Here is a 25427-nt window from a genome sequence, read left to right on the forward strand (position 1 = left end):
GGGCGTCATCGCAGGCACTCAGGCCCAGGGCCAGCAACAGTGCGGACAAGCGAAGCGGCAACGACAGCATCAGACATCCTGCAAACGGGCGAAAACAAAGGCGCAAAGTCTAACAGGGCGGGGGAGTTTGAATAAGAGGAATTATCGTTTGCTTGATGCAGCGCAAATCTGCAGAGCGATGCAAACCCCCTGTAGGAGCTGCCGAAGGCTGCGATCGTTTGATTCTGATCTTCAAAAATCAAGATCAACAGATCGCAGCCTTCGGCAGCTCCTACAGGGGACTGCGAACATGGAGTATTAAAAAGGCGACCCGAAGGTCGCCTCTTTTTGAACGGACGCTGCGATCAGAACTCGTGATCGGCGCTGTCCGGGTTCAGGTCGCTGATGCCCAGTTTGCCGGCAGCGGCTTCGATCGAGCCGGTCTGCTTGACCAGCGCGGCGATGGCGTCGCGAACGACCTGGTTGCCAGCGGTGTTGCCGGCAGCGATCAACTGGTCGTAGTGCTCACCCTTGTTGGCGTGATCGACCATGACCTGGATCTTCGCTTCGGTCGCGGCCAGATCGGCTTTCAGCGCGGTGTCGGCAGCCGGGTCGGCCTTGGCTACCAGCGACGACAGGCTGGCGCCGGTCAGCTTGGTGCCGTCAACACGGGTGTACTCGCCCAGGTAAACGTTACGCACGCCTTTGGCGTCGTAGAAGTGCGAGTAGTGGGTGTTGTCGCTGAAGCAATCCTGCTCGTCTTCCGGGGAGTTGGCTTCCAGGGAAACCTTCATGCGTTCGCCCGCCAGTTCACCCAGGGACAGGCTGCCCATGCCGAAGAGCATTTTGCGCAGGCCGGTTTCGCCTGGCTCCGCTTCCAGGGTGGCGCGGTAGTTGTCGGCCACGTTCGGCTTCCAGTTGCCGACCATTTCTTCCAGGTCGCTGACCAGCAGTTGGGTCACGGCTTTCAGGTAGGCACGACGACGCTCGTTGTGACCACCGGTGGCGCCGGCGCCTTCCAGATAGTCCGAGGCCGGACGGTTGCCAGCGCCAGGGCCGGTGCCGTTCAGATCCTGGCCCCAGAGCAGGAATTCGATCGCGTGGTAGCCGGTGGCAACGTTCGCCTCGGAACCGCCCAGCTCGTTGAGGCTGGCGAGTTTTTCCGGGGTGATCTCTTTCACGTCGACTTTGTCTTCGCCGACCTGCACTTCGGTGTTGGCGATGATGTTGGCGCTGGCGCCCGGGTTACCCAGTGCGTGCTCGTAGGATTTGTCGACGTAGTCGATCAGGCCTTCGTCCAATGGCCAGGCGTTAACCTGACCTTCCCAGTCGTCGATGATGGTGTTGCCGAAGCGGAATACTTCGCTCTGCAGATACGGCACGCGTGCGGCGACCCAGGCAGCCTTGGCGGCTTTGAGGGTGTCGGCGTTCGGCTTGGCGAGGAACGCGTCGACCGCGCTCTGCAGGGTTTTCGCGGTGGATTCGGCATCGCTGTAAACGGCGAAGACCATGTCGGCGTAGTGCGCGACCACAGCCTTGGCGGCGGCATCGTCAACTTTACCGGCGGCAGGAGCAGGCGCAGCGGCAGGGGCTGGAGCAGCACTGCTGGAAGCCGGAGTCATTTCGGAGGCTTTTTCTTTGTCCTTGCCTTCGCCGCAACCGGCGAGGGAAATAGCGATGGCCAGCAGACTGGCGGTAGCCAGAGGCATACGAATCATGGCGAACATCCTGCTTCGGTAGTTGAGTGGACTGGCGCCGGTGGCGCGCAAAACTGCGACATAATGCAAATCTTTCGCATTATGTGTAAAGGCGTGCTTGGAAATATTTCTTATTTGCGCAAGAAGATCAAAAGATCGCAGCCTCGTTTCACTCGTCGGCTCCTACAGGGGGAACGCATTTCAAATGTAGGAGCTGCCGAAGGCTGCGATCTTTGCTTTCATAAAAAGGCTGCGATCTTCTGATCTTTAAAGAATCGCCGCGTTGCTGCGTTGCGCCTGCTTGAGGTAAATACCCAGCTCCCGCGCCGGCAGCGGTTTGCTGTAGTGGTAGCCCTGACCTTCGTGGCAACCCTCGGAAATGATGTAGGTCTCCTGCTCGGCGGTTTCCACGCCTTCGGCAATCACCTGCATGCCCAAGCTCTTGCCCAGCTGAATGATCGCGCGAACGATGGTCGCGTCATCGTCGTCATCGAGCAGGTCCTGAACGAAGCTCTTGTCGATCTTGATCTTGTCCAGCGGCAGGCTTTTCAGATAACTGAGGGACGAGTAGCCGGTGCCGAAGTCGTCGATCGCGATCAGCGCACCGGAGCGGCGCAGGCTGAGCAGATGCTGGGCGGCGGTGGTGATGTCTTCCATCAGGCCGGTTTCGGTGACTTCCAGTTCCAGACTGCGCGGCGGCAAGCGGTACATTTGCAGCAGGTTGTTGACCACCCGTGGCAGCTCGGCGTGGTGCAGTTGCACGGTGGACAGATTGACCGCCATGCGCAGATCGACAAAACCCTGATCGTGCCACTCGCGCAATTGCTTGCAGGCCTGATCGAGCACCCACTCGCCGATGGCGATGATCGTGCCGTTCTGTTCGGCCAGCGGAATGAACAGGTCCGGCGGCACCAGACCGTGTTCCGGATGTTGCCAGCGAATCAGCGCTTCGACGCCGACCACGCGGTGATCGCGATAACTGATCTGCGGTTGGTAGACGAGGTAGAACTGGTCGCGGATCAGCGCATCGCGCAAATCTTTTTCCAGCTCGCGACGACGGCGCATCTCGCTGTCGACGCTGGCGATGTAGAACTGATAGCGATTGCGCGAGCGGGTCTTGGCCAGGGTCATGGTCTGCTCGGCTTTCTGCAACAGCTTCTCGGTGCTGTCGCCGTCCTCCGGAAACAGGGTGATGCCGATGGTCGCGCGCAGGCGGATCTCCTGATCGTCGAGGGCGAACGGCGCCTCGAGGTCATCGAGAATGCTCTGCGCCAGTTCTGCTGCTTCGTAAGGCTGTTCAATGTCGGCCTGCACCAGCGCGAACTGATCGCCGCCCAGGCGAGCGAGGGCGCCGAGACGACCGCTGTGGGCACGTAAGCGATCGGCCAGAGCCAGCAGCAATTGGTCGCCGGTCTGGTAGCTGAATTGCTCGTTGATGCCCTTGAAGTCATCCAGGCCGACGCACAACACGGCGACGCGGCGCTGCAATTTGCCGGCATCGACGAGAATCTTGTCCAGTTGCTGCTGCAATTGCTGGCGGTTCGGCAGGCCGGTGAGGAAGTCGTACTGGGCCATGCGCAGCAGGCTGTTTTCCGCTTCGTGGCGCAGGTGAGTATTGCGTTCGATGGACTCGAGCAACTGGTTGGCAGTGTTGATCCACAGGCCCAGTTCGTTTTTTTCGTGGCCCTTGATCTGCGGAATCTTGTGCTCGCTGGGACGATCGGGGTTGATCTCGGTGAGGTGCTCGATGATTCGTGACAGCGGTTTGGTCAGCAACCAGTGATAGACCAGATACAGCACCAGGCCCAATGCCAGTGCGCGCAGCACGCCGGAAATGAAAATGATCACCGAGCTGACGATGAAACCTTCGCCATAGGTGGCGGTGTCGAGGGTGATGCTCAGGTCGCCGTAGTATTCGCTGTACGGACCGCGGCCGACCAATTGCGTGGTGAAGGTGCGTTCCTGGCCGAGAATCAGGTCGGTCAGCCAACGGCTGTTGGAATGCTGCAGTTCGCGGGATTTCTGCGCGAGCATGGCTTCGTTGGGGTGGCCGATGGAGGCCTGACGCACGGCGTCGTCCTGGAATAGCCCTTCGATCACCTGCATGCCCATTTCCCGATCCAGGCTGTACACGGCCTGGGTCGATGGATCGCGGAACATGTCGAGGATGCGCTCGGCGTCGCCGGCAACCGCCTGACGGGTCTTGTAGGCATCGAAGACAATCTGCGCGCAGCTCAAGACTACGCCTACGATCAATGCCGACAGGAGCACGACCCGGAGCAACTTCACCGACAAGCTGTTCTTGAGTTCCAGCTTCAAAGGGTTATTCCTTGTTCCGTGCGGGTAGCGTCAAGTTGCCATGAGTATTGGCAATCCCGGGTTGGCAGTCAAAGGGACAATCAGGCACGGGAAAAGTCGCCGTGATCCTGGCCGCAATGTCGTCATTTGAGTAATAGCTCTGAATTAACTGTGTCGGTTGCAATTGCCTTCAACTTGAGCACTGGGCCAAAGATTTTTTCCTTTCTGTGATGGTAGACGGCTGGGGGCTGGCGGCAAACGGCGTGAAGCTGCTTTTACCGTGCGAGAAACGCCATGCGCCGGGCATAAAAAAACCCGGCCGAAGCCGGGCTTTTCATCGGGCGCGCAGCTTAAGCGGTGAAGGTTTTGCCTTCGAACTGCTCGGCCACGAACTTCCAGTTGACCAGGTTCCAGAACGCTTCAACGTACTTCGGACGCAGGTTGCGGTAGTCGATGTAGTAAGCGTGTTCCCAGACGTCGCAGGTCAGCAGCGGGGTGTCGCCGCTGGTCAGCGGGTTGCCGGCGCCGATGGTGCTGGCCAGGGCCAGGGAACCGTCAGCCTTTTTCACCAGCCAGCCCCAGCCGGAACCGAAGGTGCCGATCGAGGTTTTGCTGAATTCTTCCTTGAACTTGTCGAACGAACCGAACGCTGCGTTGATGGCATCTGCCAGGGCGCCGGTTGGTTGACCGCCGGCGTTTGGCGCCAGGCAGTTCCAGTAGAAAGTGTGGTTCCAGACCTGAGCGGCGTTGTTGAAGATGCCGCCCGAAGAAGTCTTGACGATTTCTTCCAGGGTCTTGCCTTCAAACTCGGTGCCTGGCACCAGGTTGTTCAGGTTCACGACGTAGGTGTTGTGGTGCTTGTCGTGGTGGAACTCCAGGGTTTCCTTGGAGATGTGCGGCTGCAGGGCATCGTGTGCGTAAGGCAGCGGCGGCAATTCGAAAGCCATGATGATTCTCCTAATCAGGTCTGTTGCGGTGAGCGCAAGGCCGATCACGGGCGGCCGGAAATGCACCGGCGAGTTTTTACTCTTTGCGGCGCAGGGTTCGGATCATAGCACCGGGGTCGCGCCTTAACCACGCAACAACTGTGTGGGATAGAGGTTCCAGAGCCTTTGGCAATTATTCATCCGGCGATGATCAACTGCGCGGCCACGGCGAACATCATCAACGCCACCACCAGATCGAGAATGCGCCACGTGCTCGGGCGGGCCAGCCACGGTGCCAGCCACGCCGCGCCGAGGGCCAGGGTGAAAAACCACAGCAACGATGCACTCGCCGCGCCGACCACATAAGCGCCCGGCACCGATTGCTGCGCGCCCAGCGAGCCGATCAGCAATACCGTATCCAGATAAACGTGGGGGTTGAGCAAGGTCACCGCCAGGGCGCTAAGCATCACTGCGCGCAGCGAACGCACGGTCTGGTTTTCGCCTTGCTCAAGGCTCTGTTTCGAGCAGGCCCGGCGCAGCGCCTGGCTGCCGTACCAGATCAGAAACGTCGCGCCGCCCCAACGGGCGATCGCCAGCAGGGTCGGGTTCTGCGCCAGAATCGTCGCCAGGCCGAACACCCCGGCCGCGACCAGAATTGCGTCACACACCACGCACAATGCCGCCACCGGCAAATGGTGTTCACGGCGCAGGCTTTGCGCCAGGACAAAAGCGTTCTGCGTGCCGATCGCCATGATCAGGCCGAACGCCACCAGCAGGCCGTTTACATAGCTTTGCCACATGGGAGAGATCCTTGAAAGAGAGTGCTTGCTGGCTATTCTCCGGTGTGACGCTGTATAAGAAAAACCAATAGTGCTGATCGCCCATTAGGAAAACTGATGTTCGACTATAAATTGCTTTCCGCGCTCGCCGCTGTGGTCGAGCAGGCCGGATTCGATCGCGCTGCACAGGTGCTGGGCCTGTCGCAGTCGGCGATCTCCCAGCGCATCAAATTGCTTGAAGCGCGGGTCGGCCAGCCAGTGCTGGTGCGCGGAACACCGCCAGCGCCGACCGAGATCGGCCGACGCTTGCTCAACCATGTGCAACAGGTGCGGTTGCTCGAGCGCGACTTGCAATCAATGGTGCCGGCGCTGGACGAAGAAGGCCTGCCCGATCGCCTGCGCATCGCCCTCAACGCCGACAGCCTCGCCACTTGGTGGGCCGCGGCCGTCGGCGATTTCTGCGCCGAGCAGCATTTGTTGCTCGACCTGATCGTCGAAGACCAGACCGTCGGCCTCAAACGCATGCGTGCCGGTGAAGTGGCTGCGTGTCTCTGCGCCAGCGAGCGCCCGGTGGCCGGCGCACGCAGCGTATTGCTCGGCGCCATGCGTTATCGGGCGCTGGCCAGTCCAGCCTTCATCGCCCGGCATTTTCCCGATGGCGTGCGCGCCGAACAGCTGCCGCGCACCCCGGCGCTGGTGTTCGGCCCGGACGATTTTCTCCAGCATCGCTATCTGGCGCTGTTGGGCGTCGACGGCGCGTTTGAACATCACTTATGTCCGTCCTCCGAAGGCTTCATCCGCCTGACCGAGGCCGGTCTGGGTTGGGGGCTGGTGCCGGAACTGCAGGTGCGCGAACAGTTGCAACGCGGGGTGCTGCGCGAATTGCTGCCAGATAAACCGATCGACGTGCCGCTGTACTGGCATCATTGGCGCAATGGCGGCCAGTTGCTCAATCTACTGACCGAACAACTGCTGCGCTCCTCAACGCAATGGCTAGTGGCTTGAACGCAGCTGCAAGCGTCAAGCTGCAAGAACACGCACCGTTTCAACTTGCAGCTGAAAGCTCGAAGCTTGCAGCTGCTTCCCTGGAGTTTTTGATGAAGATTTTGGTTACCGGCGCCAGCGGCTTTATTGGCGGGCGCTTTGCGCGTTTCGCCCTGGAGCAGGGCCTTGAAGTGCGGGTCAACGGTCGCCGGGCCGAGAGCGTCGAGCATCTGGTGCGCCGGGGCGCGGAGTTCGTGCCGGGCGATCTGACCGACGCCGATCTGGTGCACGATCTGTGCAACGATGTCGAAGCCGTGGTGCATTGCGCCGGTGCTGTCGGTGTGTGGGGGCGTTATCAGGACTTTCATCAGGGCAACGTCGAAGTCACCGAAAACGTCGTCGAAGCGTGCCTCAAGCAGCGGGTGCGGCGGCTGGTGCATCTGTCGTCGCCATCGATCTATTTCGATGGCCGCGACCATCTCGGTCTGACCGAAGAGCAAGTGCCCAAACGCTTCAAGCATCCCTACGGCGCGACCAAATATCTGGCCGAGCAGAAAGTCTTCGGCGCCCAGGAATTCGGTCTGGAAACCATCGCCCTGCGCCCGCGTTTCGTGACGGGGGCCGGCGACATGAGCATCTTCCCGCGCCTGCTGAAGATGCAGCGCAAGGGCCGGCTGGCGATCATCGGCAACGGCTTGAACAAGGTCGATTTCACCAGCGTGCAAAATCTCAACGAAGCCATGCTCAGCAGCCTGTTGGCCCAAGGTTCGGCGCTGGGCAAGGCCTACAACATCAGCAACGGCACGCCGGTGCCGCTGTGGGATGTGGTCAATTACGTGATGCGGCGGATGGACGTCGATCAGGTGCGCAAATACCGCTCCTACGGTCTGGCCTACAGCGTCGCGGCGCTCAACGAAGGCGCGTGCATGCTCTGGCCGGGACGCCCTGAGCCGACCCTGTCGCGCCTGGGCATGCAGGTCATGAAAAAAAACTTCACCCTCGACATCAGCCGCGCCCGGCATTATCTCGACTACGATCCGAAAGTCAGCCTGTGGGCCGCCCTCGATGAGTTCTGCGCGTGGTGGAAAGCCCAGGACATCCGTTGAAACGATTCGGCCGGGCGGCAATGAACCGCCTTGCGGGTTGAGGGTCAATGCCTGCGGCTGCGGCGGTTATACTTCGCAGCATTTAGCCATCACCGCGTTTGCCAAAGGTTGCCTCAATGTCCATGCGAAACGATGCCCACGACGACGATTTCGATAACGTGCCAAGCCTGCGCGCCGACCCGTTCGATGACGATGACATCGCGCCCGGCCCCCGCACTTCCGTGCATTCGCGCAGCGCGCCAGTGGTCAAGGTCAAGGCCGCCAGCACCGGGCCGCTGTGGGCGCTGGTCGGCGCGTTGTTTTTTGCCTTCATCGGTCTGGCCTGGTGGAGCTTCCAGCAGATCTCGCTGATGGAGCAGCAACTGGTCGCCACCCAGGAAAGCTTCGCCCGCATCAGCGAAGAAGCGGCAGGGCGCCTGCAGGATATTTCCGGCAAGGTCGTCGCCAGCCAGAGCAACGTCAGCAGCGACAGCGAAGCGCTGAAGCTGCAAATCAAGCAACTCGAAGGCAAGCTGCTCGACCAGAGCAAGCAGCAGCAAGGCGTGGCTGGTCAGGCCAGCGAACTGGACAAGCGTCTGGCGCAGATGACCGCGCAGACCACCGAACAGCAGAACGCCAATACGCAGTTGCAGGCTCAGGTCAAAGCCTTGAGCGCCGAGCTGGCGACCATTAAAAGCACCCCGGCCGATACCAGCAAGGTCGATGCGCAGTTGAAAGCTTTCGACGCCCAGTTCAAAAGCCTCGGCGCCGATATCGCCGCGCTGAAGAAACAGGGCAATCCGAGCGCGGCGATCGATCGTCTGGAGCAGGACATCGTGGTGCTGAAAAGTCAGCAGGACAACCGCCCGGCAGCGCCACAGGGTGGCGGCAATACTGCCGAGTTCGATGCGTTCCGCGCGCAGATGACCCGCAACCTGAATACCTTGCAGGCGCAGATCCAGAACCTGCAGCAGCAGATCAATTCCCGCCCGTAGCGACTGATCTGTTGCCTGGAGTGCTTTGTCCCCTTACCACAGGGGCCTGTAATCCCCTGCATCATTCTGAATACTCGTACATCAGCCCAAGCCGTCTACGCTCTTGAAACACCAAAAAGAACGAGGGATGCGCTATGGGGTTTTTGCATAAAGTGGCCTGGCTCGGCCTGATTCTGTTGGCCGGCTTCGGCCAGGCCAGCGCCGCCACCGCCACCAAGGATGACAGTCAGGCCGCCATCGCCCTGCTGGAAAAAGCCTTGGCCTACTACCACGACAATGGCGACAAGGCGTTTGCCGCGTTCAGCCGCCAGGGTGAGTTCGTCGACAAGGATCGCTACGTGTTCGTCCTCGACACCAAAGGCGTCATGCTTGCCAGTGGCGGGCCGTCATCGGCGCTGATCGGCCGTGATGTCAGCGAAGTGCTCGGGCCGGATCTGCAGAAGGCGTTCAAGGATGCGCTGAAAGTGCCGGAAGGCAATGGCATCCAGCAGGCCGAATACCGCTGGCAGAACTGGGCCGACGGCAAGGTCGAGCGCAAGCATGTGTTCTATCAGCGCGTCGGGCAGCGCATTCTCGCGGTGGGTTACTACCTGCCACGGGCTTCGGCTGAGCAGGCCAAGGCCTTGCTGGACAAAGCCGCGACGGATCTGACCAAGGACGAGAAGGGCACGCTGACCGCGATCAACTCACTCAAGGGCGGTTACTTGCAGGATGACCTGTATGTCTTCGTGGTCGATCTGAACAACCAGCGCTATGTCGCCCACGGCACCAATCTGCGCTTGATCAACACTGATTTTGGCAAGGTCAAGGACCCGGAAGGCAAGCCGGTGGGCGAGCCGATTCTGGCGCTGATCGGCAAGCAGGATGAAGGCGAATATGAATACCGCTGGAAAAACCCGGTGACCGGCAAGATCGAGGACAAGCATGCGTACCTGAAAAAGGTCGGGCATTTCCTCGTCGCGGTGGGCTACTACAGCCCTTGAGCGCGCGATGATCGTTCCCACGCTCCGCGTGGGAATGCAGCCCGGGACGCTCTGCGTCCCATCCAGGGCCGAACGCAGAGCGTCCGTTGAGGCATTCCCACGCAGAGCGTGGGAACGATCAGCGCAAAAGGCTCATTTCGCGCCGTGCTCCCGCCCGCGCAGCAGGTTGTTCGGCATCGCAATCGCCGCTGCCAGCCCGAGCAACGACACTGCCGTGCTGACCCAGAGCAGGTGGCGGAAGGTCACCAGCAGCTCCGCGCGCAAAGCGTTCTGCGCTTCGCCGGGTGCTGCGTTCAGGCCATCGAGCAGGACGTTGCCCGAATGCCCCTCGCTGATCAGCGAACTGTTCGCCAGGTGGGCGAAACTGGAATCGTGCAGCAACGCCAGCAGTAGCGCCGACATCAACGCCACGCCCACCGCGCCGCCCAGTGAGCGGAACAGATTGGTGGTGCTGGTGGCGACGCCGATGTCGCGTTGTTCCACCGAGTTCTGCGTGCCGACCAGCGAGGTCGGGAACTGCATGCCGCCGGCGATGCCGCTGAGCAGCATGAACAGACCGCTGAGCAAGGTTGCTTGGGGCGGACTGAAGGCCATGCCGAGAATCGAGATCGGCATGAGGATCGCCCCGGTGAGAATCTGCGGTTTGTAGCGTCCGGTGATTGAGGTGCGGCGGCCGGCGAAATAGGCACCGATCGGCAAGCCCATCGCCAGAGGCAGCAAGTGCAACGCGGCGCTGTCGGCGCCAGCGCCGGTGACGCTTTGAAAACGCAGCGGCATCAGCACGATCAGCGAGATGGCCTGGAAACTGGTGAAGAAGATCGTGCACCAGCACAGCAGGGCATTACGATTGGCGAACAGGTGCATCGGCAGCAACGGCTCGCGCGCCCGGCGTTCATGCCAGACGAACAGCGCCAATACCACCACGGCACAAGCGAACAGGCCGAGCACTTCGCTGCTGCGCCATGAATGACCCTGGCCGACTTCGGTGATGCCGAGAAGCAATGTGGTGAGGCCGATGATCATCAGCACCGTGCCGAAGTAATCGATCACCGGTTTACGCTGCGGAATCGGCAAGCCGCGCAGGTTGCGCCGTGCCACCCACCAGGCGCCAAGCCCCAGCGGCAGGTTGATCAGAAACACCCAGCGCCACGACAGGTATTCGGTCATGTAGCCGCCGAGCACCGGACCGGCGACGCTGGCCACCGCGTACATGCTGCTGAAGTAACCCTGATAGCGGCCGCGTTCACGCGGCGGGACGATGTCGCCGATGATCGCCTGACTCACCGAGATCATGCCGCCGGCGCCGATGCCCTGAAGAATCCGCGCCAGTACCAGCTGTTCCATGCTCTGCGCCATGCCGCAGAACAGCGAGGCGAGGGTGAACAGGCCCATGCCGAACAGCATCAGTTTGCGCCGCCCGTACAGGTCGCCGAGCTTGCCGTAGATCGGCACCGCCACGGTCATCGCCACCATGTAGCCGGAAATCACCCAGGCCAGCAGGCTGACGTCCTTGAATTGCGCAGAGATCGCCGGCATCGACACGGCGACGATGGTCTGGTCCAGCGCACCGAGGAAGATCGCCATCATCAAGGCGACCAGCACGCTGCGAATGGCCGGTTTGGGCGTTTCAGGCTGATTGAGAGTGGTCACGGAAAACCTGCGGGCGGTGATTGACCCGCATGGACAAGGCGAGCGGGTAAGTGCTCGCCAGTGTAAGTCGATAGCAGGCTATTCGATAGCCTCGTACGGAAGCCCGACGTAATTTTCTGCAATGGTTTTTTGCCCGGCTTGCGAGCTGACAAAATAGTCCAGTTCCGAAGCGCTGATGCGCTGGCTGAACTCATCGTGATCGTCGAAGCGATGCAGCATCGACGTCATCCACCAGGAAAACCGTTCGGCTTTCCATACTCGGCGCAGGCAGATCTCCGAGTATTTTTCCAGCAGATCAGTGCGATTTTCGCGATACACCTTCAGCAGAATATTGAACAACGTGCTGACATCACTGGCGGCCAGGTTCAAGCCCTTGGCGCCAGTGGGCGGGACGATATGGGCAGCGTCGCCGACGAGAAACATGCGCCCGTACTGCATTGGCTCGACGACAAAACTGCGCAGCGGCGCGATGCTTTTTTCGATCGAAGGACCGGTCACCAGTTTTTCCGCGAGGGCATCCGGCAGGCGCTTTTTCAGCTCATCCCAGAAACGCTGATCGCTCCAGTCATCGACGTTTTCATCGGCCGGCACTTGCAGGTAATAGCGGGTGCGCGTGGCTGAACGCATGCTGCACAAAGCGAAGCCGCGCTCATGGCGGGCGTAGACCAATTCGTCGTGGACCGGCGGTGTGTCGGCGAGAATGCCCAGCCAGCCGAACGGGTAGACCCGCTCGAAAATCTTCAGGCAATCGGCCGGAATCGACTGCCGCGCGACGCCATGGAAACCATCGCAACCGGCGATGTAATCGCAATCAACGCGCCAGCTTTCACCGTCCTTTTCGAAGGTGACAAAAGCTTCGTCGCTTTTCATGCCATGGGGAACGACATTGCTCGCTTGATAAATTGTTGGCGCGCCGGCCTCCCGACGAGCGGCCATCAGGTCGCGGGTGACCTCGGTCTGGCCGTAGACCATTACTGTTTTGCCGCCGGTCAGCGCGTGCAGGTCGATGTGCACCTGACGCCCGTCCAGCGCCAGATCGAAGCCGCCATGAACCAGACCTTCGGCATCCATTCGCTGACCGACGCCGGCCTCCCGCAGCAGCTCTACCATGCCTTGCTCAAGCACACCGGCGCGGATGCGCCCAAGAATGTAATCGGGCGTCTGGCGTTCGAGAATCAGGGTGTCGATGCCAGCGTTGTGCAACAGCTGGCCGAGGAGCAGTCCGGAAGGACCGGCGCCGATAATGGCGACTTGGGTTTTCAGGGTTTTCATTGTTTTTATGACTCGCAAGCTTCACGCAGCAACAGCCGGTGAATGATTTTATGGATCGAGTGCTTGCATTTTTCCCTTGCGGGTCTGTCAATTGAAGGTGAAAACTGAGCCGATACCTGTACATTCTGCCAATCGGTGCGATTATCGCCCGCCGTCCATTCCGAAACCTGGATTGAAGTGATGAACAAGCCTGACCTGCCTTCGATTCCGGTGTTCAAGCTCTACGGTGAAAGCCTGGACTGGCCGACCCCGGACTTGCTGCACTGTGAAACCATTTCCTCGCGCAGTCGCGAACATCAATGGGAAATCAAACCTCACCGCCACGCGGATCTGTGCCAGCTGCTGTTCGTTTTCAAAGGTCAGGCAGAGCTCGAAATCGAAGGCCAGCGCACGCAACTCGAGACGCCGGCGATTCAGGTGCTGCCACCGTTATCGGTGCATGGCTTTCGTTTTTCCGAGGATGTTGAAGGCTTCATCGTCACCTTGGCCACGCCGCTGATCAACCATTTGCAGGCGCAACTGGGCGATTCGGTACACGCCTTGGCTCGGGCGGAAAACTACCCGGCCGGCAAGGATGGCGATTATCTCAACAGCCTGTTTTCAGCGTTGCAGGCCGAGTACAACGGCCATCAACCGGCGCGGGAAATGCTCATGCATTCGCTGGTCAGCGTGATCATGGTCTGGGTCAGCCGCCAGGCGATCGTTCGGCACAAGGCCAGCCAACGACCGCAACGCCAACGCGAATACCTCAACGGTTTCATTCAGTTGGTGGAAGAGACTTACCGCCAGCACGTCAAGGTCGAAGACCTCGCCCATCGCCTGGGCATCTCCGTGTCGCACCTCAACGGCACCTGCCGTGAACTGGCCGGGCAACCGGCGTTGCAGATCATGCACGAGCGTCAGTTGCTGGAAGCCAAGCGCCTGCTGACCTACACCAGCATGACGATTTACGAGATGTCGGAGCTGTTGGGTTTTTCCGATCCGACCAACTTCACCCGGCTGTTCCGCCGCCGGGTGGGGATTTCGCCAAAGGCATTCCGCGACCGCTTGAAGGCCGAGCAGCAACCTTAAAAGCACCACCCAACACCTGTGGGAGCGAGCTTGCTCGCGAAGGCGGAGTGTCATCCAACAAACAGGCTGACTGACCCACCGCTTTCGCGAGCAAGCTCGCTCCCACAGGGTTGCATTCCAGCGCAGGTCTATCAGCGCAATGCGTTCAGCGTGGCATTGTGCGGTATGCACCGCTCATAGTTGCAGCTCGCATACTCGCGCGGCAGCTGGCGCAACTGCTCGACCCGCCAGGCAGCGGTGCCGTACAGCGCCAGCGTGGCGGCGCAGGTGATGAAAATGGCGGCGTACCTTTTTGTTTTGATGTTCATGGTGTTCGACCTCTGAACGTCTACCTTGCGGTATTACTTTGAGCATAGAACAAGATCAAAAGATCGCAGCCTTCGGCAGCTCCTACAGTGGAAACGCATTCCAAATGTAGGAGCTGCCGAAGGCTGCGATCTTTTGACTTTTACAATCCCACATCCCAGGCTGGGTTCTCCGGGAAACGCTGAACCAGAAAGTCGAGCATGCTGCGCAGTGCCGCCGGCATGTGTTTGCGTGAGGCGTACACCGCGTAGATATTCATCTGGCGCGGTTCTGCGTGTGGCAGCAAACGCAGCAGTTCGCCGTTGTGAATATGCACGCCAGCCTGGTAGGTCGGCAGCATCGCCACGCCCGCGCCGGCCAGGGTTGCGCGCAGAAGGGTGCTGGCCTCGTTGGCGCTGATATTGCCCTGCACCGGTACCGAAACCGGTTCGCCATCCTCCTCGAAATGCCACAGGCTTTTGCCGAAATAGGAATGGGTCAGGCAGTTGTGTCGGCTCAAATCCTCAACCGTCTGCGGCGCCGGATGCTCAAGCAGATAAGCCGGCGCAGCGCAGATGACCGAGCGGCACACGGTCAGGCGCCGGGCGATCAGATTCGGATCAAGATCATTGCTGGTGCGAATCGCCAGATCGATGCGTTCATCGACCAGATTCACCGTGCGGTCGAGCATTTGCAGATCGATACTCACGCCGGGGTAAAGCCTGACGTACGCCGCGACCGCATCGGCCAGTTGCGCCTGGCCAAACGAGGTGCTGACGCTGATCCGCAGCAATCCGCGCGGCGCGTCCTCGGGTTCGCTGACGGCGGCCTGCATGTCCTGCGACAGATCGATCATCTGCCGACAGCGCGGGAGGATCTCACTGCCGGCGGCGGTCAGGCTCAATTTGCGCGTGGTGCGGTGCATCAGCCGCGCGCCGACCCAGTCTTCCAGCTCCGCCAGATAGCGCGACACTACCGGCCGCGACAGGTCGAGGTGGTCGGCCGCCGCCGACTGGCTGCCCAGGTCCACCACCGTGACGAATACCCGCATTGCTTGAAGCCGATCCATGATTTGCCCGCTTTCAGAAACAAACTATGTCCAAGCATCGCATTTTTTGTACTGAGTCTGGCAACTAAGCTCTGTTGCATCGCCAGACTGGCATTGGTAATCCGGAGCAACAAATGATCGGCTTCACCCCCTTCAAACGCGTTCTGCTCGCCGCAGCATTTTTCGGCTTTGCCGCCCATGCATCCGCCGCCGAGCTGAGCCTCGATGTCTACAATCCGGGCACCGAGGCGATTTTCCCGGTCAGCTCGGTGCTGGTCAGCGGTGAGAAAGAAGCGATTCTGGTCGATGCGCAATTCGGCAAATCCCAGGCCGAACAGGTGGTGGAGAAGATCCGCGCCAGTGGCAAACAGTTGACCACCATCTACATCAGCCACGGTGACCCGGATTACTACTTCGGCCTCGACACCCTGACCAAAGCATTCCCGCAGGCGAAAGTATTGGCTTCGCAGCCGACTGTCGATCACATCAAGCACACCGTCGACGGCAAACTGGCCTACTGGGGACCGAAAATGGGCGCCGACGTGCCGGCGAAAACCGTCGTCCCGGACGTGCTCAAGGGCGACAGCCTGACCCTCGAAGGCAAGCAATTGCAGGTGATCGGCCTCGACGGCAAGCAACCGGATCGCAGCTTTGTATGGATCCCGTCGCTCAAAGCAGTGGTCGGTGGCGTAGTGGTCGCCGAGAACATTCATGTGTGGATGGCCGACACCCAGACCGCGCAATCCCACGCCGACTGGCTGCACACCCTGCACACCATCGAAAGCCTGAAACCGCAAACCGTGGTGCCCGGTCATTACCTGGGTGACAGCAGCCGCTCGCTGGCCAGCGTGAAATTCACCGCCGATTACATCAAGGCCTTCGATGCCGAAACCGCCAAGGCCAAAGACTCCGCTGCACTGATCGCAGCGATGAAAAAACGCTACCCGCAACTGGGCGAAGAAAGTTCGCTGGAGCTCAGCGCGAAAGTCGCCAAGGGCGAGATGCAGTGGTAAGCCGAACCTGAACACGCAGCATTTTCAAGCCAACTGGAGAATGTCATGAGCAAGATCGCAATCATTGGTGCCACCGGCCGTGCCGGTAGCCAACTGCTGGAAGAAGCCCTGCGTCGCGGCCACAGCGTCACCGCCATTGCCCGCGATACCTCAAAGGTCGGTGATCGCGCCGGTGTCGTCAGCAAGAGCCTCGACGTGCTGGATTCGGCGGCGCTGCAAGCGGCGGTGGCCGGTCACGACGTGGTGATCAGCGCAGCGCATTTCGCCACCGTCCCGGCCTCGGCGATTGTCGGACCGGTAAAACAGGCGGGCGTGAAGCGCTTGCTGGTGGTCGGCGGCGCCGGTTCGCTGTTGCTGCCGGATGACACGCGGGTGATCGACAGTGCCGGTTTCCCGGCCGAATACAAAGCCGAGGCGAGCGCGGGGGCGGCGTTTCTTGATGCGTTGCGTCAGGAGCAGGAACTGGACTGGACCTTTTTGTCGCCGTCGGCGGAGTTTGTCGAGGGTGAACGCAGCGGCCAGTATCGCGTCGGCAAGGATCATCTGTTGGTCAGTGCCGAAGGACGCAGCTGGATCACCTTTGCCGATTACGCGATTGCGCTGATTGACGAAGTGGAAACGCCGAAGCATTCGCGCCAGCGTTATACCGTCGGTTACTGATCTGAAATGCTGTCCCTGTAGGAGCAGCCGAAGGCTGCGATCTTTTGATTTTGCTTTTCAAGATCAAGATCAAAAGATCGCAGCCTTCGGCAGCTCCTACAGGGGTATAGCGGTGTTCAGCGGGTATGTGCCTGCTCAACCAGCCAGAGCATCAGCTCCTCAAGTTGCGGCGAGGGTTCGGCTCCAGCAGGCACCACCACGTAATACGCCAACCCCGTCTTCACCTTCAACGCAAACGGCATCACCAGCCGCCCGGCGTCCAGATCATCACCAATCAGCGACCAGTCCCCGATCGCCACACCCGTGCCGTGCGAGGCCATCGACATCGCCTGATCCAGCGTTTCGAAATGCTGCCCGCTGCCAAGGTTGCCCAATCGCAATCCCGCTGCATCGAGCCATACCGACCAGTCCTGAATGTCGTGGGTCGGGTGCAGTAACAGATGCTCTTGCAAATCCTGCGGTGAATTCAGCGCCGGCGAACCCTTGAGCAATTGCGGCGAGCAGACCGGTGTCAGTTGCTCGTCGAACAGATGCAGTGCGCCTGGCGAATGGTCCGGCGGCGGGCCGTAGATCACCGCGGCGTCGAATTGCTCGCGCTGAAAATCCACGCCGTGTTGCAGCGAGGCCGTCAATTTGACCGGCACGTCCGGGCGTTCCTTCTGCCATTGCAACAGACGCGGCAGCAGCCAGCGCATCACGCAGCTCGGTGCCTTAAGTTGCAAGGTTTGCCGCGTCTGACCGATCTGCTCGGTCGCTTCACTGATCAGCCCGAAGACCTTTTCCACTCGCGGCAGCCATTCGCGGCCTTCGGCCGTCAGCGCCAGACCTCGGGCCAGACGGATGAACAACGGATAACCGAGCTGTTCTTCGAGCCCGGCGATCTGCCGGCTCACCGCGCCCTGGGTGATGTGCAACTGCTCGGCGGCGCGAGTGAAGTTGCAGCATTGCGCGGTGATCCAGAACGTATGCAGAGCGGGCAGGGGTGGCAGGCGTTTCATGGCGATCCGAGGTATGACGTGGCGACATGGCTAGTATGACTTTTAATCGATTGTTGCTGCCAGTTGCGCGCCGTTCCAATGGGCACTCCACGGACCCTGTGGGAGCGAGCCTGCTCGCGAAGACGGTTCAAGGTTCGACACGGATGTTGGCTGGACCGCTTATTCGCGAGCAGGCTCGCTCCCACAGGGAGTGTTCAGTGAATGAAAGGGCAATCAACATGGCAACGTGCGGCGAAGTACTGGTCAAGCTGTTGGAGAATTACGGGGTCGAGCAGGTGTTCGGCATTCCCGGTGTGCACACCGTCGAGCTGTACCGAGGCCTCGCGCGTTCAAGCATCAACCACGTCACGCCTCGCCACGAACAGGGCGCCGGGTTCATGGCTGACGGCTACGCGCGCACCAGCGGCAAACCCGGTGTGTGTTTCATCATCACCGGCCCGGGCATGACCAATATCACCACGGCCATGGGCCAGGCTTACGCCGATTCGATTCCGATGCTGGTGATTTCCAGCGTGCAGTCGCGCAGTCAGTTGGGCGGTGGGCGCGGCAAGTTGCATGAACTGCCGAACCAGAGCGCACTGGTCGGCGGCGTCGCAGCGTTCTCGCACACGCTGATGTCCGCTGCCGAACTGCCGGTGGTGCTTGCTCGCGCTTTCGCGCTGTTCCAGGCCGGGCGACCGCGTCCGGTGCACATCGAAATTCCGTTGGACGTGCTGGTGGAAGAGGCCGATGAGTTGCTCGCCAGCCTGCCGGTGAATATCGATCGCGCCGGCGCCGCACCGGCAGCCGTGGCCCGCATGAGCGAACTGCTCGCCACCGCGCAACGTCCACTGATTCTCGCCGGCGGCGGTGCTATCGACGCGGCGCCGGAGTTGACCCGACTCGCTGAATTGCTCGACGCTCCAGTGGCGCTGACCATCAACGCCAAAGGCATGCTGCCGACCAGCCATCCGTTGTTGATCGGTTCGACGCAGAGCCTGGTCGCCACCCGCGCACTGGTCGCTGAAGCCGACGTGGTGCTGGCGATCGGCACCGAGCTGGCCGAGACCGATTACGACGTCACTTTCGCCGGCGGCTTCGAGATTCCCGGCAAGCTGCTGCGCATCGACATCGATGCCGATCAGACCGTGCGCAACTACCCGCCGCACGTCGCACTGGTCGCTGATTCGCGCAATGCCGCACAAGCCTTGCTCAGCATGCTGACGCAAAAGCCGCTGGCCGAGCGTCGTAATGATTGGGGCCAGGTTCGCGCCACGCGCCTGCGTAATGAATTGGCGGCGAGCTGGGATGCGCCAACGCTGGCACAGACGCGTTTCCTCGAAACCGTCCTGCACGAGCTGCCTGACGCGGTGTTCGTCGGCGATTCCACGCAACCGGTGTACACCGGCAACCTCACGTTCAACCCCGAGCGTCCGCGTCGCTGGTTCAACGCATCCACCGGTTACGGCACCCTCGGCTATGCGTTGCCGGCGGCGATTGGTGCGTGGCTCGGCGGCCAACTCGATAACGGCGCGCGACCGCCAGTAGTGTGCCTGATCGGCGACGGCGGCTTGCAGTTCACCCTGCCGGAACTGGCCAGCGCCGTTGAAGCACGGGTGCCGGTGATCGTGCTGCTGTGGAATAACCAGGGTTACGAGGAGATCAAAAAGTACATGGTCAACCGCGCCATCGAACCGGTCGGCGTGGACATCTACACCCCGGATTTCGTCGCCGTGGCCAAGGGCCTCGGTTGCGCCGCGCAAGCCATCAGCAGCATCGACGAATTGCGCGCAGCGCTGCGTAAAGCGACGGACCGGCAAGGCCCGACGCTGATTGAAATCGACCAGAACCAGTGGATGCAGGCGGTGGCCCAATGATCAGTTTTCCAACCACACTCGACGGGGTCTACATCAACGGTCAATGGTCGTCGGGCCGCGAGCATCTACGGGTGATCAATCCCGCTACCGAAGCGCTGCTGACCACCGTCAATGGCGGTGACGAACAGGCCGTCGACCAGGCGATCAGCGCGGCGACCGAGGCGTTCGAACACTGGTCGAAAACCACCGGCGCCGAACGCGCTGCGATCCTGCGCAACATTGCCAACGGCGTGCGCAACGGTCGCGATCACTTGATGAACCTGCAGTCGAGCAACAACGGTAAACCGCAGTTCGAAGCGGCCATCGATGTCGATGACGTGATCGCCACGTTCGACTATTACGCCGAACTCGCCGAAGGCCTCGACGCCGGGCAGGACAGCAACGTGCCGCTGCCCAGCGAGGATTTCAGCGCACGCTTGCGGCGTGAACCCTGCGGTGTGGTCGGGCTGATCGTGCCGTGGAATTTCCCCATGGTCACTACCGCGTGGAAACTGGCGCCAGCGCTCGCCGCCGGTTGCTGCGTGGTGCTGAAACCTTCTGAAGTGACGCCGCTGCCGGAGCTGGAACTGGCCGCGATCATCGTTGAATCCGGGTTGCCCGACGGCGTGTTCAATCTGGTCTGCGGCACTGGTCTGACGGTGGGCGCACCGTTGTCGGCGGATCCACGTATCGCCAAGATCTCTTTCACGGGCAGCAATGCGGTTGGCGTGCAGGTGATGCAACGCGCAGCCGAAACCGTGAAGGGTGTGAGCCTGGAGCTGGGTGGCAAATCTTCCTTGCTGGTGCTGGCGGATGCCGATTTGGAACTGGCGGTGGAACTGGCGTGTGGCGGCGCGTTCTTCAACGCCGGACAGATGTGCTCGGCCACCAGTCGCGTGCTGGTGGCCGAGGCATTGATGGACGAATTTCTTCAGCGCCTGCAAAAACGTGTGGAGGCGATCCGAGTCGCTGATCCGTTTGATGCGGATGTGGAGATGGGCGCGCTGGTCAATCAGGCGCAGTACCAGCGGGTGCTTGGGCATATTGATCGCGGTTTGAGCGCCGGGGCGAGGTTGGTGTGCGGCGGCAATCGTCCGGCGCATTTGCCGCGCGGTTATTTTCTGCAACCGACGGTGTTCACCGACGTGCCGCTGGACAGCGCGTTATGGCGTGAAGAGATTTTCGGGCCGGTGGTGTGTGTGCGCAGTTTCGCCAGTGAGAGCGAGGCGATTGCGCTGGCCAACGACACGCAGTTCGGCCTGGTCGCGAGTGTGGTGACGCGCGATGCTGCAACGGCGGATCGCGTGGCCAATGCCTTGCAGGCAGGGCTGGTGTGGATCAATGCACCGCAGGTGATCTTCCCGCAGACGGCTTGGGGTGGGTACAAGCAGAGCAGTGTCGGCCGCGAACTGGGGCCTTGGGGGTTGGCGGCGTTTTTGGAGATCAAGCACGTCGTGCGCGCGGTGTAGAAGCTTGCCCTCACCCCAGCCCTCTCCCGGGGGGAGAGGGAGCTGACCGAGGCGTCTTGCGTTCTCCGTCGACCTGAAAAACCGAGTCGATTATGGATTTGAAGGTCATCAACCCAACGCCGGGTTGGCCTGGCTTGGCTGATTCCGGATTCAGCACCGATATCGCAAGTCGCTGAACCTCTCCAATATCCCCCAATCGGTTCCCTCTCCCTCTGGGAGAGGGCTAGGGTGAGGGGCCTCTATGGAGTTACACCGACAGCCGCAACCGCGCCAGGTCCCGCAACGGTGGCGCACCAAACAGTCGGCTGTACTCACGGCTGAACTGCGACGGACTCTCATAGCCCACCCGATACCCTGCCGCCGAGGCTTCCAGCCCTTCAGTCAACATCAGCCGCCGCGCCTCTTGCAGGCGCAGTTGCTTCTGGTACTGCAACGGACTCATCGCGGTCATCGCCTTGAAACGGTGATGCAACGTCGACACGCTGAGATTCACTTCCCGGGCCAGATCATCGATGCGCAGCGGCTGCTCGAAGTTGCCGTTGAGCCATTTGATGGCCTGGCTGATGCGATGGCTCTGGCTGTTGGCAATCGCAATCTCATACAAACGATGACCCTGCGGACTACGCAGCAGGCGATAGAGAATCTCCCGGCGAATCAGCGGCGCGAGCATGGCGATGTCTTTCGGCGCGTCGAGCAGCCGGGCCAGACGCAGCACCGCATCGAGCATGGCGCTGTCGATTTTTTCCACGTACAGACCACGTCCGGTCGGCCGCGTCGGCACGCCCATCGGGCCGGCGTCGGCGATCAGCGCGGTGATTTCGGTCGGGTCAATGTCGAGGCGCACGGCGAGGATCGGTTCTTCCGGCGAGACATTGACCACCCGGCCGCTGAGCGGCATCGAAACCGATACCACCAGATAATTCAGCGGGTCGTAGTTGAAGAACTCGTCGGCCAGGCGCACCTCTTTGCGCCCCTGCGCCATGATGCACAGCGCCGGCTGCGCGAGCACCGGGGCAAAGTCATGGGACTGGGTGTGGCGCGACATCACCAGCGAACCGATCGCGGTCTGGTAGCTGCCATCGTCGCTGGTGTTGCGGCGGATGATCGCCGCCAGCTCCGCGCGCTGCTTTTCCATGTCGGCGCTGGGTTCGGCTTGAAAACGATCGAATGACGTCATGCGCGGCATCCTCGGCAAGTGAGGGGGAATGCAGCAGAGCATATGTTTGTGCAAGCAGCAGCGGTAGACACATTCTGCCAAATGCTTGCCTGATTCTGCCCGCAGGTGCACGCAGGTCACCCGCCAGACGATTCCGTAGGAGCTGCCGAAGGCTGCGATCCGTTGATCTTCAAGGCAAAAGCCAAAGATCGCAGCCTTCGGCAGCGCCTACACAAAACCCGTATGACAGACGTGTTGCGCGTGTCTACAGGTTGTTACAGGTCGTCTGCGCAGTCTCGCAGGATTGTGCAACGCGAAGGCAGGAATCGACTAACGGCGCGGCGGCCCCGGCCCTTAATCTTTGCTTCAGTCGCAGCCCGTCCCCCGGCTGCCACGCGATTTCATGGAGGGTTGATCATGTCCAAGCAAATGCCTGTCAGTCATATGGCCTTCGTTCGTGCCCAGGCCGGGCGCTCGGCGGAGCTCGGTGTGCGCCTGAGCGCGTTGATTGAGGTCTCGCGCGCGGCGCCCGGCTGCCTGAGTTTTTCCCTGCAACAATCGCAGTGCGACGCCGACCTGTGGCTGGTCAGCGGCTACTGGAGCAGCCAACAGATGATGACGACGTATTTCAACAGTCCGTCAATGGAAGTCTTCGCCGAGCTGGTCCAGGACCTGGTGGTCAACAGCCTCGACTTCCACACCTTCAGGGACGTTTCCGCCGCGCAGGCCCTCGGTCAATGCGCCGCGCCGATACACAAACTTGCCGGTTGAGGGTTTAATGTCCGGCTTATTTGATTGAGCCAGGATCCGCGACATGGCACGTAAAGAGTTTGAACGCTTCGAAGCAGTCTCCGCAGTCGTCCCCGTCGAGTTGGGCGGCAACAAGGGTTATTACGCGGCCATCGCGGTCAAGGCCCTGGTCGATGGCGGCGCACCACGCTTTCACAAGTTGCTCGATGAGCAGGTGTTTCCCGGCGCCATTGCTGCCGATGATGCAGCCATCAACGAGCTGGACAAGCTCAAGGGCGTCACCGATGACGCCGAGCTGATCTGGTAATTACTTCTGTGCGCCCGGGCGCCACATCTTGAACAGAGCCTCAGGCCCCAGCTGGAAATAATCCGCCGGCCCGCCGCCGCGCAAAATCGGTTGTGCGGCGGCGGTGTCGTAGATGCCGTCCTTCAGCAGCCATTTGGCGATGTGCACCGCAACCACCTCACCGAGGATCAGCCAGCTCGGTACGGTTTCGCCATCGGCGCGTTGCAGCTGGATGATCTGCGTGACCTTGCACTCGAAGGACACCGGGCTTTCGGCGACCCGAGGCACCGAAATCAGCTTTGACGCCACGGTCGTCAGCCCTGCCAGTTCAAACTCGTTGACCTCAGGCGCGACCATCGCGCAGCTCTGGTTCATCTGCTCGGCCAACGGGCGCGTGGCGAGGTTCCAGACGAACTCCCCGGTCTGCTCGATGTTGTTCAGACTGTCTTTGCGCCCGACACTGGAAAAACCAATGATCGGCGGCACGTAGTTGAACGCGTTGAAGAAACTGTACGGCGCGAGATTGAGTCGGCCTTCGGCATCCTGCGAGGAAATCCAGCCGATGGGGCGCGGGCCGACGATGGCGTTGAACGGATCGTGAGGCAGGCCGTGGCCGTTGGCGGGTTCGTAGAAGTGGATGTCATCGGGCATGGGGAGCGGATTCCTGGGCTGCATTCGGATGCAGCCATAGTGCAAGGACCCGGCGCATATTTCCAGCCAGACGCGAGACCCCGTAGGGTTCGTGGCAGGACACAGATTTTGTGGCCTGCCAGCGATGCGGTGCGGTCAGTCAGTGACGATCCGCGAGTGCTTCTGGGTGTCTTTCATGGTGATGTACACCAGCAGCGACACGGCAATGCACGCGGTGACGTACCAGTAGTAACCGGTTTCCATGCCGATGCTCTTGAACCACAGCGCGATGTATTCGGCAGTGCCGCCGAAGATCGACACGGTCAGCGCGTACGGCAGGCCGACGCCCAGGGCGCGGATTTCGGTAGGGAACAATTCGGCTTTGACCACCGCGTTGATCGAGGTGTAGCCGCTGACAATGATCAGCGCCGCCATGATCAGGAAGAACGCGCCCCACCAGGTCTGGATGGTGTGCAGGGTCATCAGGATCGGCACGGTGAAGATCGTACCGAGCACGCCGAAGGCGATCAGGATCGGGCGACGACCGATCTTGTCCGACAGGCCACCGATGATCGGTTGCAGGCACATGAACAGGAACAGCGTGGCGGCGGAAATGGTGGTCGAGTCGGAGATGCTCATGCCGACCGTGTTCACCAGGTATTTCTGCATGTAGGTGGTGTAGGTGTAGAACGCCAGGGTGCCGCCCATGGTCAGGCCGACCACGGTCAACAGCTCTTTCGGGTGGCGCATCAAGGTGCGCATCGCGCTTTCCTTGGACTTCTCTTTCTTGGTGAACGATTCGGTTTCTTCCATGCCGCGACGCAGGTACAGCGCTACCACTGCGCAGAGCGCGCCGATGGCGAACGGAATGCGCCAGCCCCACGCGTAGAGCTGTTCGGTGGTCAGCATGTTTTGCAGCACGATCAATACGCCGAGGGCGATGAGCTGGCCGGAGATCAGCGTCACGTACTGGAAGCTGGAGAAGAAGCCGCGACGTTCCTTGGTCGCCATCTCGGACAGGTAAGTCGCCGAGGTGCCGTACTCGCCACCGACCGACAGGCCTTGCAGCAGGCGGGCGAATACCAAGAGGATCGGCGCGCCGATGCCGATGGTTTCATAGTTCGGGCTCAGGGCGATCAGCAGCGAGCCGAAGCACATCAGGTACACCGAGGCCATCAGCGCTTTCTTGCGCCCGACCTTGTCGGCGTACATGCCCATCAGCCAGCCACCAATCGGACGCATCAGGAAGCCCACGGCGAAGATCGCAGCGGTGTTCATCAGTTGCGCGGTGGTGGAACCGGCGGGGAAAAAGGTCTTGGCGAAGTACAGGGAGAAGGCGGCATACACATACCAGTCGTACCACTCGACCATGTTGCCGACAGAGCCGCTGAAGATCGATTTGATCCGGCTCGCGGTGGTTCTCGGTTTGGCCGGCACGGCAGCCGACCCAAGGGGCAGGGCGTTGGAGTTATCCATTGAAGGATCCTTCGTTTAATTGTTTTTGTGGAGCGCGTCGGAACGCAGCCTGCCAGGGCTATAGCAGGAGGTGTGCCAAGGGGTGAGGGGCCGGTTTAGAGG

At 60.9% G+C, this 25427-nt stretch carries 23 protein-coding genes and 1 pseudogene; 11 read left to right on the forward strand and 13 right to left on the reverse strand.

What is annotated here, in order from left to right; translation table 11 throughout:
* Window positions 1–344: 344 nt before the first annotated feature.
* The 4 genes from D8U60_RS08895 to D8U60_RS08910 all read right to left on the reverse strand — a co-directional run bounded on the left by D8U60_RS08895 (window position 345) and on the right by D8U60_RS08910 (window position 5700).
* Window positions 345–1697 (reverse strand): imelysin family protein, encoded by a 1353-nt coding sequence (locus tag D8U60_RS08895; RefSeq protein WP_122752236.1) that lies wholly within the window; start codon window positions 1695–1697, stop codon window positions 345–347.
* Window positions 1698–1943: 246 nt separating this feature from the next.
* Window positions 1944–3995, reverse strand: coding sequence for an EAL domain-containing protein (locus tag D8U60_RS08900; RefSeq protein WP_016773430.1), 2052 nt, complete (start codon window positions 3993–3995; stop codon window positions 1944–1946).
* A gap of 329 nt (window positions 3996–4324) precedes the next feature.
* Window positions 4325–4921: a Fe-Mn family superoxide dismutase gene (locus D8U60_RS08905; RefSeq protein ID WP_016773431.1), complete on the reverse strand. Its 597-nt coding sequence runs from the start codon at window positions 4919–4921 to the stop codon at window positions 4325–4327.
* A 176-nt stretch (window positions 4922–5097) separates the two neighbouring features.
* Entirely contained in the window at window positions 5098–5700 is a 603-nt protein-coding gene (locus tag D8U60_RS08910) for a LysE/ArgO family amino acid transporter (RefSeq protein ID WP_016773432.1), read from the reverse strand.
* 96 nt (window positions 5701–5796) lie between these two features.
* On the opposite strand from D8U60_RS08910, the gene D8U60_RS08915 reads away from it, so the two are divergent.
* From D8U60_RS08915 to D8U60_RS08930, 4 genes are all read left to right on the forward strand, one after another.
* A complete protein-coding gene (locus D8U60_RS08915; protein WP_130899943.1) occupies window positions 5797–6684 on the forward strand; it encodes a LysR family transcriptional regulator ArgP in 888 nt (295 codons plus the stop codon).
* A 92-nt stretch (window positions 6685–6776) separates the two neighbouring features.
* Window positions 6777–7769, forward strand: a complete 993-nt coding sequence (locus tag D8U60_RS08920; protein WP_130899944.1) for an NAD-dependent epimerase/dehydratase family protein — start codon at window positions 6777–6779, stop codon at window positions 7767–7769.
* Between the two features lie 116 nt (window positions 7770–7885).
* On the forward strand, window positions 7886–8743 hold the full coding sequence (locus tag D8U60_RS08925; protein ID WP_076563987.1) for an ATPase: 858 nt from the start codon (window positions 7886–7888) through the stop codon (window positions 8741–8743).
* Window positions 8744–8877: 134 nt separating this feature from the next.
* Entirely contained in the window at window positions 8878–9726 is an 849-nt protein-coding gene (locus D8U60_RS08930) for a cache domain-containing protein (protein WP_024014138.1), read from the forward strand.
* Between the two features lie 132 nt (window positions 9727–9858).
* Here the strand turns inward: D8U60_RS08930 and D8U60_RS08935 are convergent, their stop codons facing one another.
* A complete protein-coding gene (locus D8U60_RS08935; protein ID WP_130899945.1) occupies window positions 9859–11376 on the reverse strand; it encodes an MDR family MFS transporter in 1518 nt (505 codons plus the stop codon).
* Between the two features lie 78 nt (window positions 11377–11454).
* Window positions 11455–12648 (reverse strand): 4-hydroxybenzoate 3-monooxygenase, encoded by a 1194-nt coding sequence (pobA, locus tag D8U60_RS08940; RefSeq protein ID WP_122880727.1) that lies wholly within the window; start codon window positions 12646–12648, stop codon window positions 11455–11457.
* A 180-nt stretch (window positions 12649–12828) separates the two neighbouring features.
* On the opposite strand from pobA, the gene D8U60_RS08945 reads away from it, so the two are divergent.
* On the forward strand, window positions 12829–13719 hold the full coding sequence (locus D8U60_RS08945) for a helix-turn-helix domain-containing protein (RefSeq protein WP_130899946.1): 891 nt from the start codon (window positions 12829–12831) through the stop codon (window positions 13717–13719).
* 7 nt (window positions 13720–13726) lie between these two features.
* On the opposite strand, the pseudogene D8U60_RS27850 reads toward D8U60_RS08945, so the two are convergent.
* The 3 genes and pseudogenes from D8U60_RS27850 to D8U60_RS08955 form a co-directional block, all read right to left on the reverse strand.
* Window positions 13727–13840 (reverse strand): annotated as a pseudogene (locus tag D8U60_RS27850) (metal ABC transporter ATP-binding protein); the annotation flags it as partial.
* Between the two features lie 10 nt (window positions 13841–13850).
* Entirely contained in the window at window positions 13851–14027 is a 177-nt protein-coding gene (locus D8U60_RS27625) for a hypothetical protein (protein WP_016773438.1), read from the reverse strand.
* A 140-nt stretch (window positions 14028–14167) separates the two neighbouring features.
* Window positions 14168–15073, reverse strand: coding sequence for a LysR family transcriptional regulator (locus tag D8U60_RS08955; protein ID WP_206663311.1), 906 nt, complete (start codon window positions 15071–15073; stop codon window positions 14168–14170).
* A 113-nt stretch (window positions 15074–15186) separates the two neighbouring features.
* Between D8U60_RS08955 and D8U60_RS08960 the strand changes: the two genes are divergently transcribed.
* Window positions 15187–16065, forward strand: coding sequence for an MBL fold metallo-hydrolase (locus D8U60_RS08960; protein ID WP_130899947.1), 879 nt, complete (start codon window positions 15187–15189; stop codon window positions 16063–16065).
* A gap of 45 nt (window positions 16066–16110) precedes the next feature.
* Window positions 16111–16725: an NAD(P)-dependent oxidoreductase gene (locus tag D8U60_RS08965; protein WP_130899948.1), complete on the forward strand. Its 615-nt coding sequence runs from the start codon at window positions 16111–16113 to the stop codon at window positions 16723–16725.
* A 116-nt stretch (window positions 16726–16841) separates the two neighbouring features.
* Here the strand turns inward: D8U60_RS08965 and D8U60_RS08970 are convergent, their stop codons facing one another.
* Window positions 16842–17723, reverse strand: a complete 882-nt coding sequence (locus tag D8U60_RS08970; RefSeq protein WP_122612469.1) for a LysR substrate-binding domain-containing protein — start codon at window positions 17721–17723, stop codon at window positions 16842–16844.
* A gap of 218 nt (window positions 17724–17941) precedes the next feature.
* Here D8U60_RS08970 and D8U60_RS08975 point away from each other — a divergent pair, with 218 nt between their 5' ends.
* Window positions 17942–19579, forward strand: a complete 1638-nt coding sequence (locus D8U60_RS08975; RefSeq protein WP_130899951.1) for a 5-guanidino-2-oxopentanoate decarboxylase — start codon at window positions 17942–17944, stop codon at window positions 19577–19579.
* Window positions 19576–21027: an aldehyde dehydrogenase family protein gene (locus tag D8U60_RS08980; protein WP_130899949.1), complete on the forward strand. Its 1452-nt coding sequence runs from the start codon at window positions 19576–19578 to the stop codon at window positions 21025–21027. The genes D8U60_RS08975 and D8U60_RS08980 overlap by 4 nt, the downstream gene beginning before the upstream one ends.
* A 247-nt stretch (window positions 21028–21274) precedes the next feature.
* Here D8U60_RS08980 and D8U60_RS08985 read toward each other — a convergent pair whose 3' ends face one another.
* A complete protein-coding gene (locus tag D8U60_RS08985; RefSeq protein WP_016773445.1) occupies window positions 21275–22204 on the reverse strand; it encodes an AraC family transcriptional regulator in 930 nt (309 codons plus the stop codon).
* A 396-nt stretch (window positions 22205–22600) separates the two neighbouring features.
* Between D8U60_RS08985 and D8U60_RS08990 the strand changes: the two genes are divergently transcribed.
* The gene (locus tag D8U60_RS08990; RefSeq protein ID WP_016773446.1) at window positions 22601–22954 is read left to right on the forward strand and encodes an antibiotic biosynthesis monooxygenase family protein; all 354 of its coding nucleotides are present in this window, start codon (window positions 22601–22603) and stop codon (window positions 22952–22954) included.
* 43 nt (window positions 22955–22997) lie between these two features.
* On the forward strand, window positions 22998–23240 hold the full coding sequence (locus tag D8U60_RS08995; RefSeq protein WP_016773447.1) for a hypothetical protein: 243 nt from the start codon (window positions 22998–23000) through the stop codon (window positions 23238–23240).
* Here D8U60_RS08995 and D8U60_RS09000 read toward each other — a convergent pair whose 3' ends face one another.
* Window positions 23241–23870, reverse strand: a complete 630-nt coding sequence (locus D8U60_RS09000) for a flavin reductase family protein (protein ID WP_016773448.1) — start codon at window positions 23868–23870, stop codon at window positions 23241–23243. It lies immediately after the preceding gene.
* 135 nt (window positions 23871–24005) lie between these two features.
* Window positions 24006–25325: an MFS transporter gene (locus D8U60_RS09005; protein ID WP_024014128.1), complete on the reverse strand. Its 1320-nt coding sequence runs from the start codon at window positions 25323–25325 to the stop codon at window positions 24006–24008.
* Window positions 25326–25427: the final 102 nt, after the last annotated feature.

Source organism: Pseudomonas sp. Sample_11 (genome assembly GCF_004307505.1).
GTDB lineage: Bacteria > Pseudomonadota > Gammaproteobacteria > Pseudomonadales > Pseudomonadaceae > Aquipseudomonas > Aquipseudomonas atacamensis.

Coding starts and splice junctions, on each gene's coding strand:
- D8U60_RS08895 (WP_122752236.1), bottom strand. CDS start 1,697: ATGATTCGTATGCCTCTGGCTACCGCCAGTCTGCTGGCCATCGCTATT.
- D8U60_RS08905 (WP_016773431.1), bottom strand. CDS start 4,921: ATGGCTTTCGAATTGCCGCCGCTGCCTTACGCACACGATGCCCTGCAG.
- D8U60_RS08910 (WP_016773432.1), bottom strand. CDS start 5,700: ATGTGGCAAAGCTATGTAAACGGCCTGCTGGTGGCGTTCGGCCTGATC.
- D8U60_RS08915 (WP_130899943.1), top strand. CDS start 5,797: ATGTTCGACTATAAATTGCTTTCCGCGCTCGCCGCTGTGGTCGAGCAG.
- D8U60_RS08920 (WP_130899944.1), top strand. CDS start 6,777: ATGAAGATTTTGGTTACCGGCGCCAGCGGCTTTATTGGCGGGCGCTTT.
- D8U60_RS08925 (WP_076563987.1), top strand. CDS start 7,886: ATGTCCATGCGAAACGATGCCCACGACGACGATTTCGATAACGTGCCA.
- D8U60_RS08930 (WP_024014138.1), top strand. CDS start 8,878: ATGGGGTTTTTGCATAAAGTGGCCTGGCTCGGCCTGATTCTGTTGGCC.
- pobA (WP_122880727.1), bottom strand. CDS start 12,648: ATGAAAACCCTGAAAACCCAAGTCGCCATTATCGGCGCCGGTCCTTCC.
- D8U60_RS08945 (WP_130899946.1), top strand. CDS start 12,829: ATGAACAAGCCTGACCTGCCTTCGATTCCGGTGTTCAAGCTCTACGGT.
- D8U60_RS27625 (WP_016773438.1), bottom strand. CDS start 14,027: ATGAACATCAAAACAAAAAGGTACGCCGCCATTTTCATCACCTGCGCC.
- D8U60_RS08955 (WP_206663311.1), bottom strand. CDS start 15,073: ATGGATCGGCTTCAAGCAATGCGGGTATTCGTCACGGTGGTGGACCTG.
- D8U60_RS08960 (WP_130899947.1), top strand. CDS start 15,187: ATGATCGGCTTCACCCCCTTCAAACGCGTTCTGCTCGCCGCAGCATTT.
- D8U60_RS08965 (WP_130899948.1), top strand. CDS start 16,111: ATGAGCAAGATCGCAATCATTGGTGCCACCGGCCGTGCCGGTAGCCAA.
- D8U60_RS08970 (WP_122612469.1), bottom strand. CDS start 17,723: ATGAAACGCCTGCCACCCCTGCCCGCTCTGCATACGTTCTGGATCACC.
- D8U60_RS08975 (WP_130899951.1), top strand. CDS start 17,942: ATGGCAACGTGCGGCGAAGTACTGGTCAAGCTGTTGGAGAATTACGGG.
- D8U60_RS08980 (WP_130899949.1), top strand. CDS start 19,576: ATGATCAGTTTTCCAACCACACTCGACGGGGTCTACATCAACGGTCAA.
- D8U60_RS08985 (WP_016773445.1), bottom strand. CDS start 22,204: ATGACGTCATTCGATCGTTTTCAAGCCGAACCCAGCGCCGACATGGAA.
- D8U60_RS08990 (WP_016773446.1), top strand. CDS start 22,601: ATGTCCAAGCAAATGCCTGTCAGTCATATGGCCTTCGTTCGTGCCCAG.
- D8U60_RS08995 (WP_016773447.1), top strand. CDS start 22,998: ATGGCACGTAAAGAGTTTGAACGCTTCGAAGCAGTCTCCGCAGTCGTC.
- D8U60_RS09000 (WP_016773448.1), bottom strand. CDS start 23,870: ATGCCCGATGACATCCACTTCTACGAACCCGCCAACGGCCACGGCCTG.
- D8U60_RS09005 (WP_024014128.1), bottom strand. CDS start 25,325: ATGGATAACTCCAACGCCCTGCCCCTTGGGTCGGCTGCCGTGCCGGCC.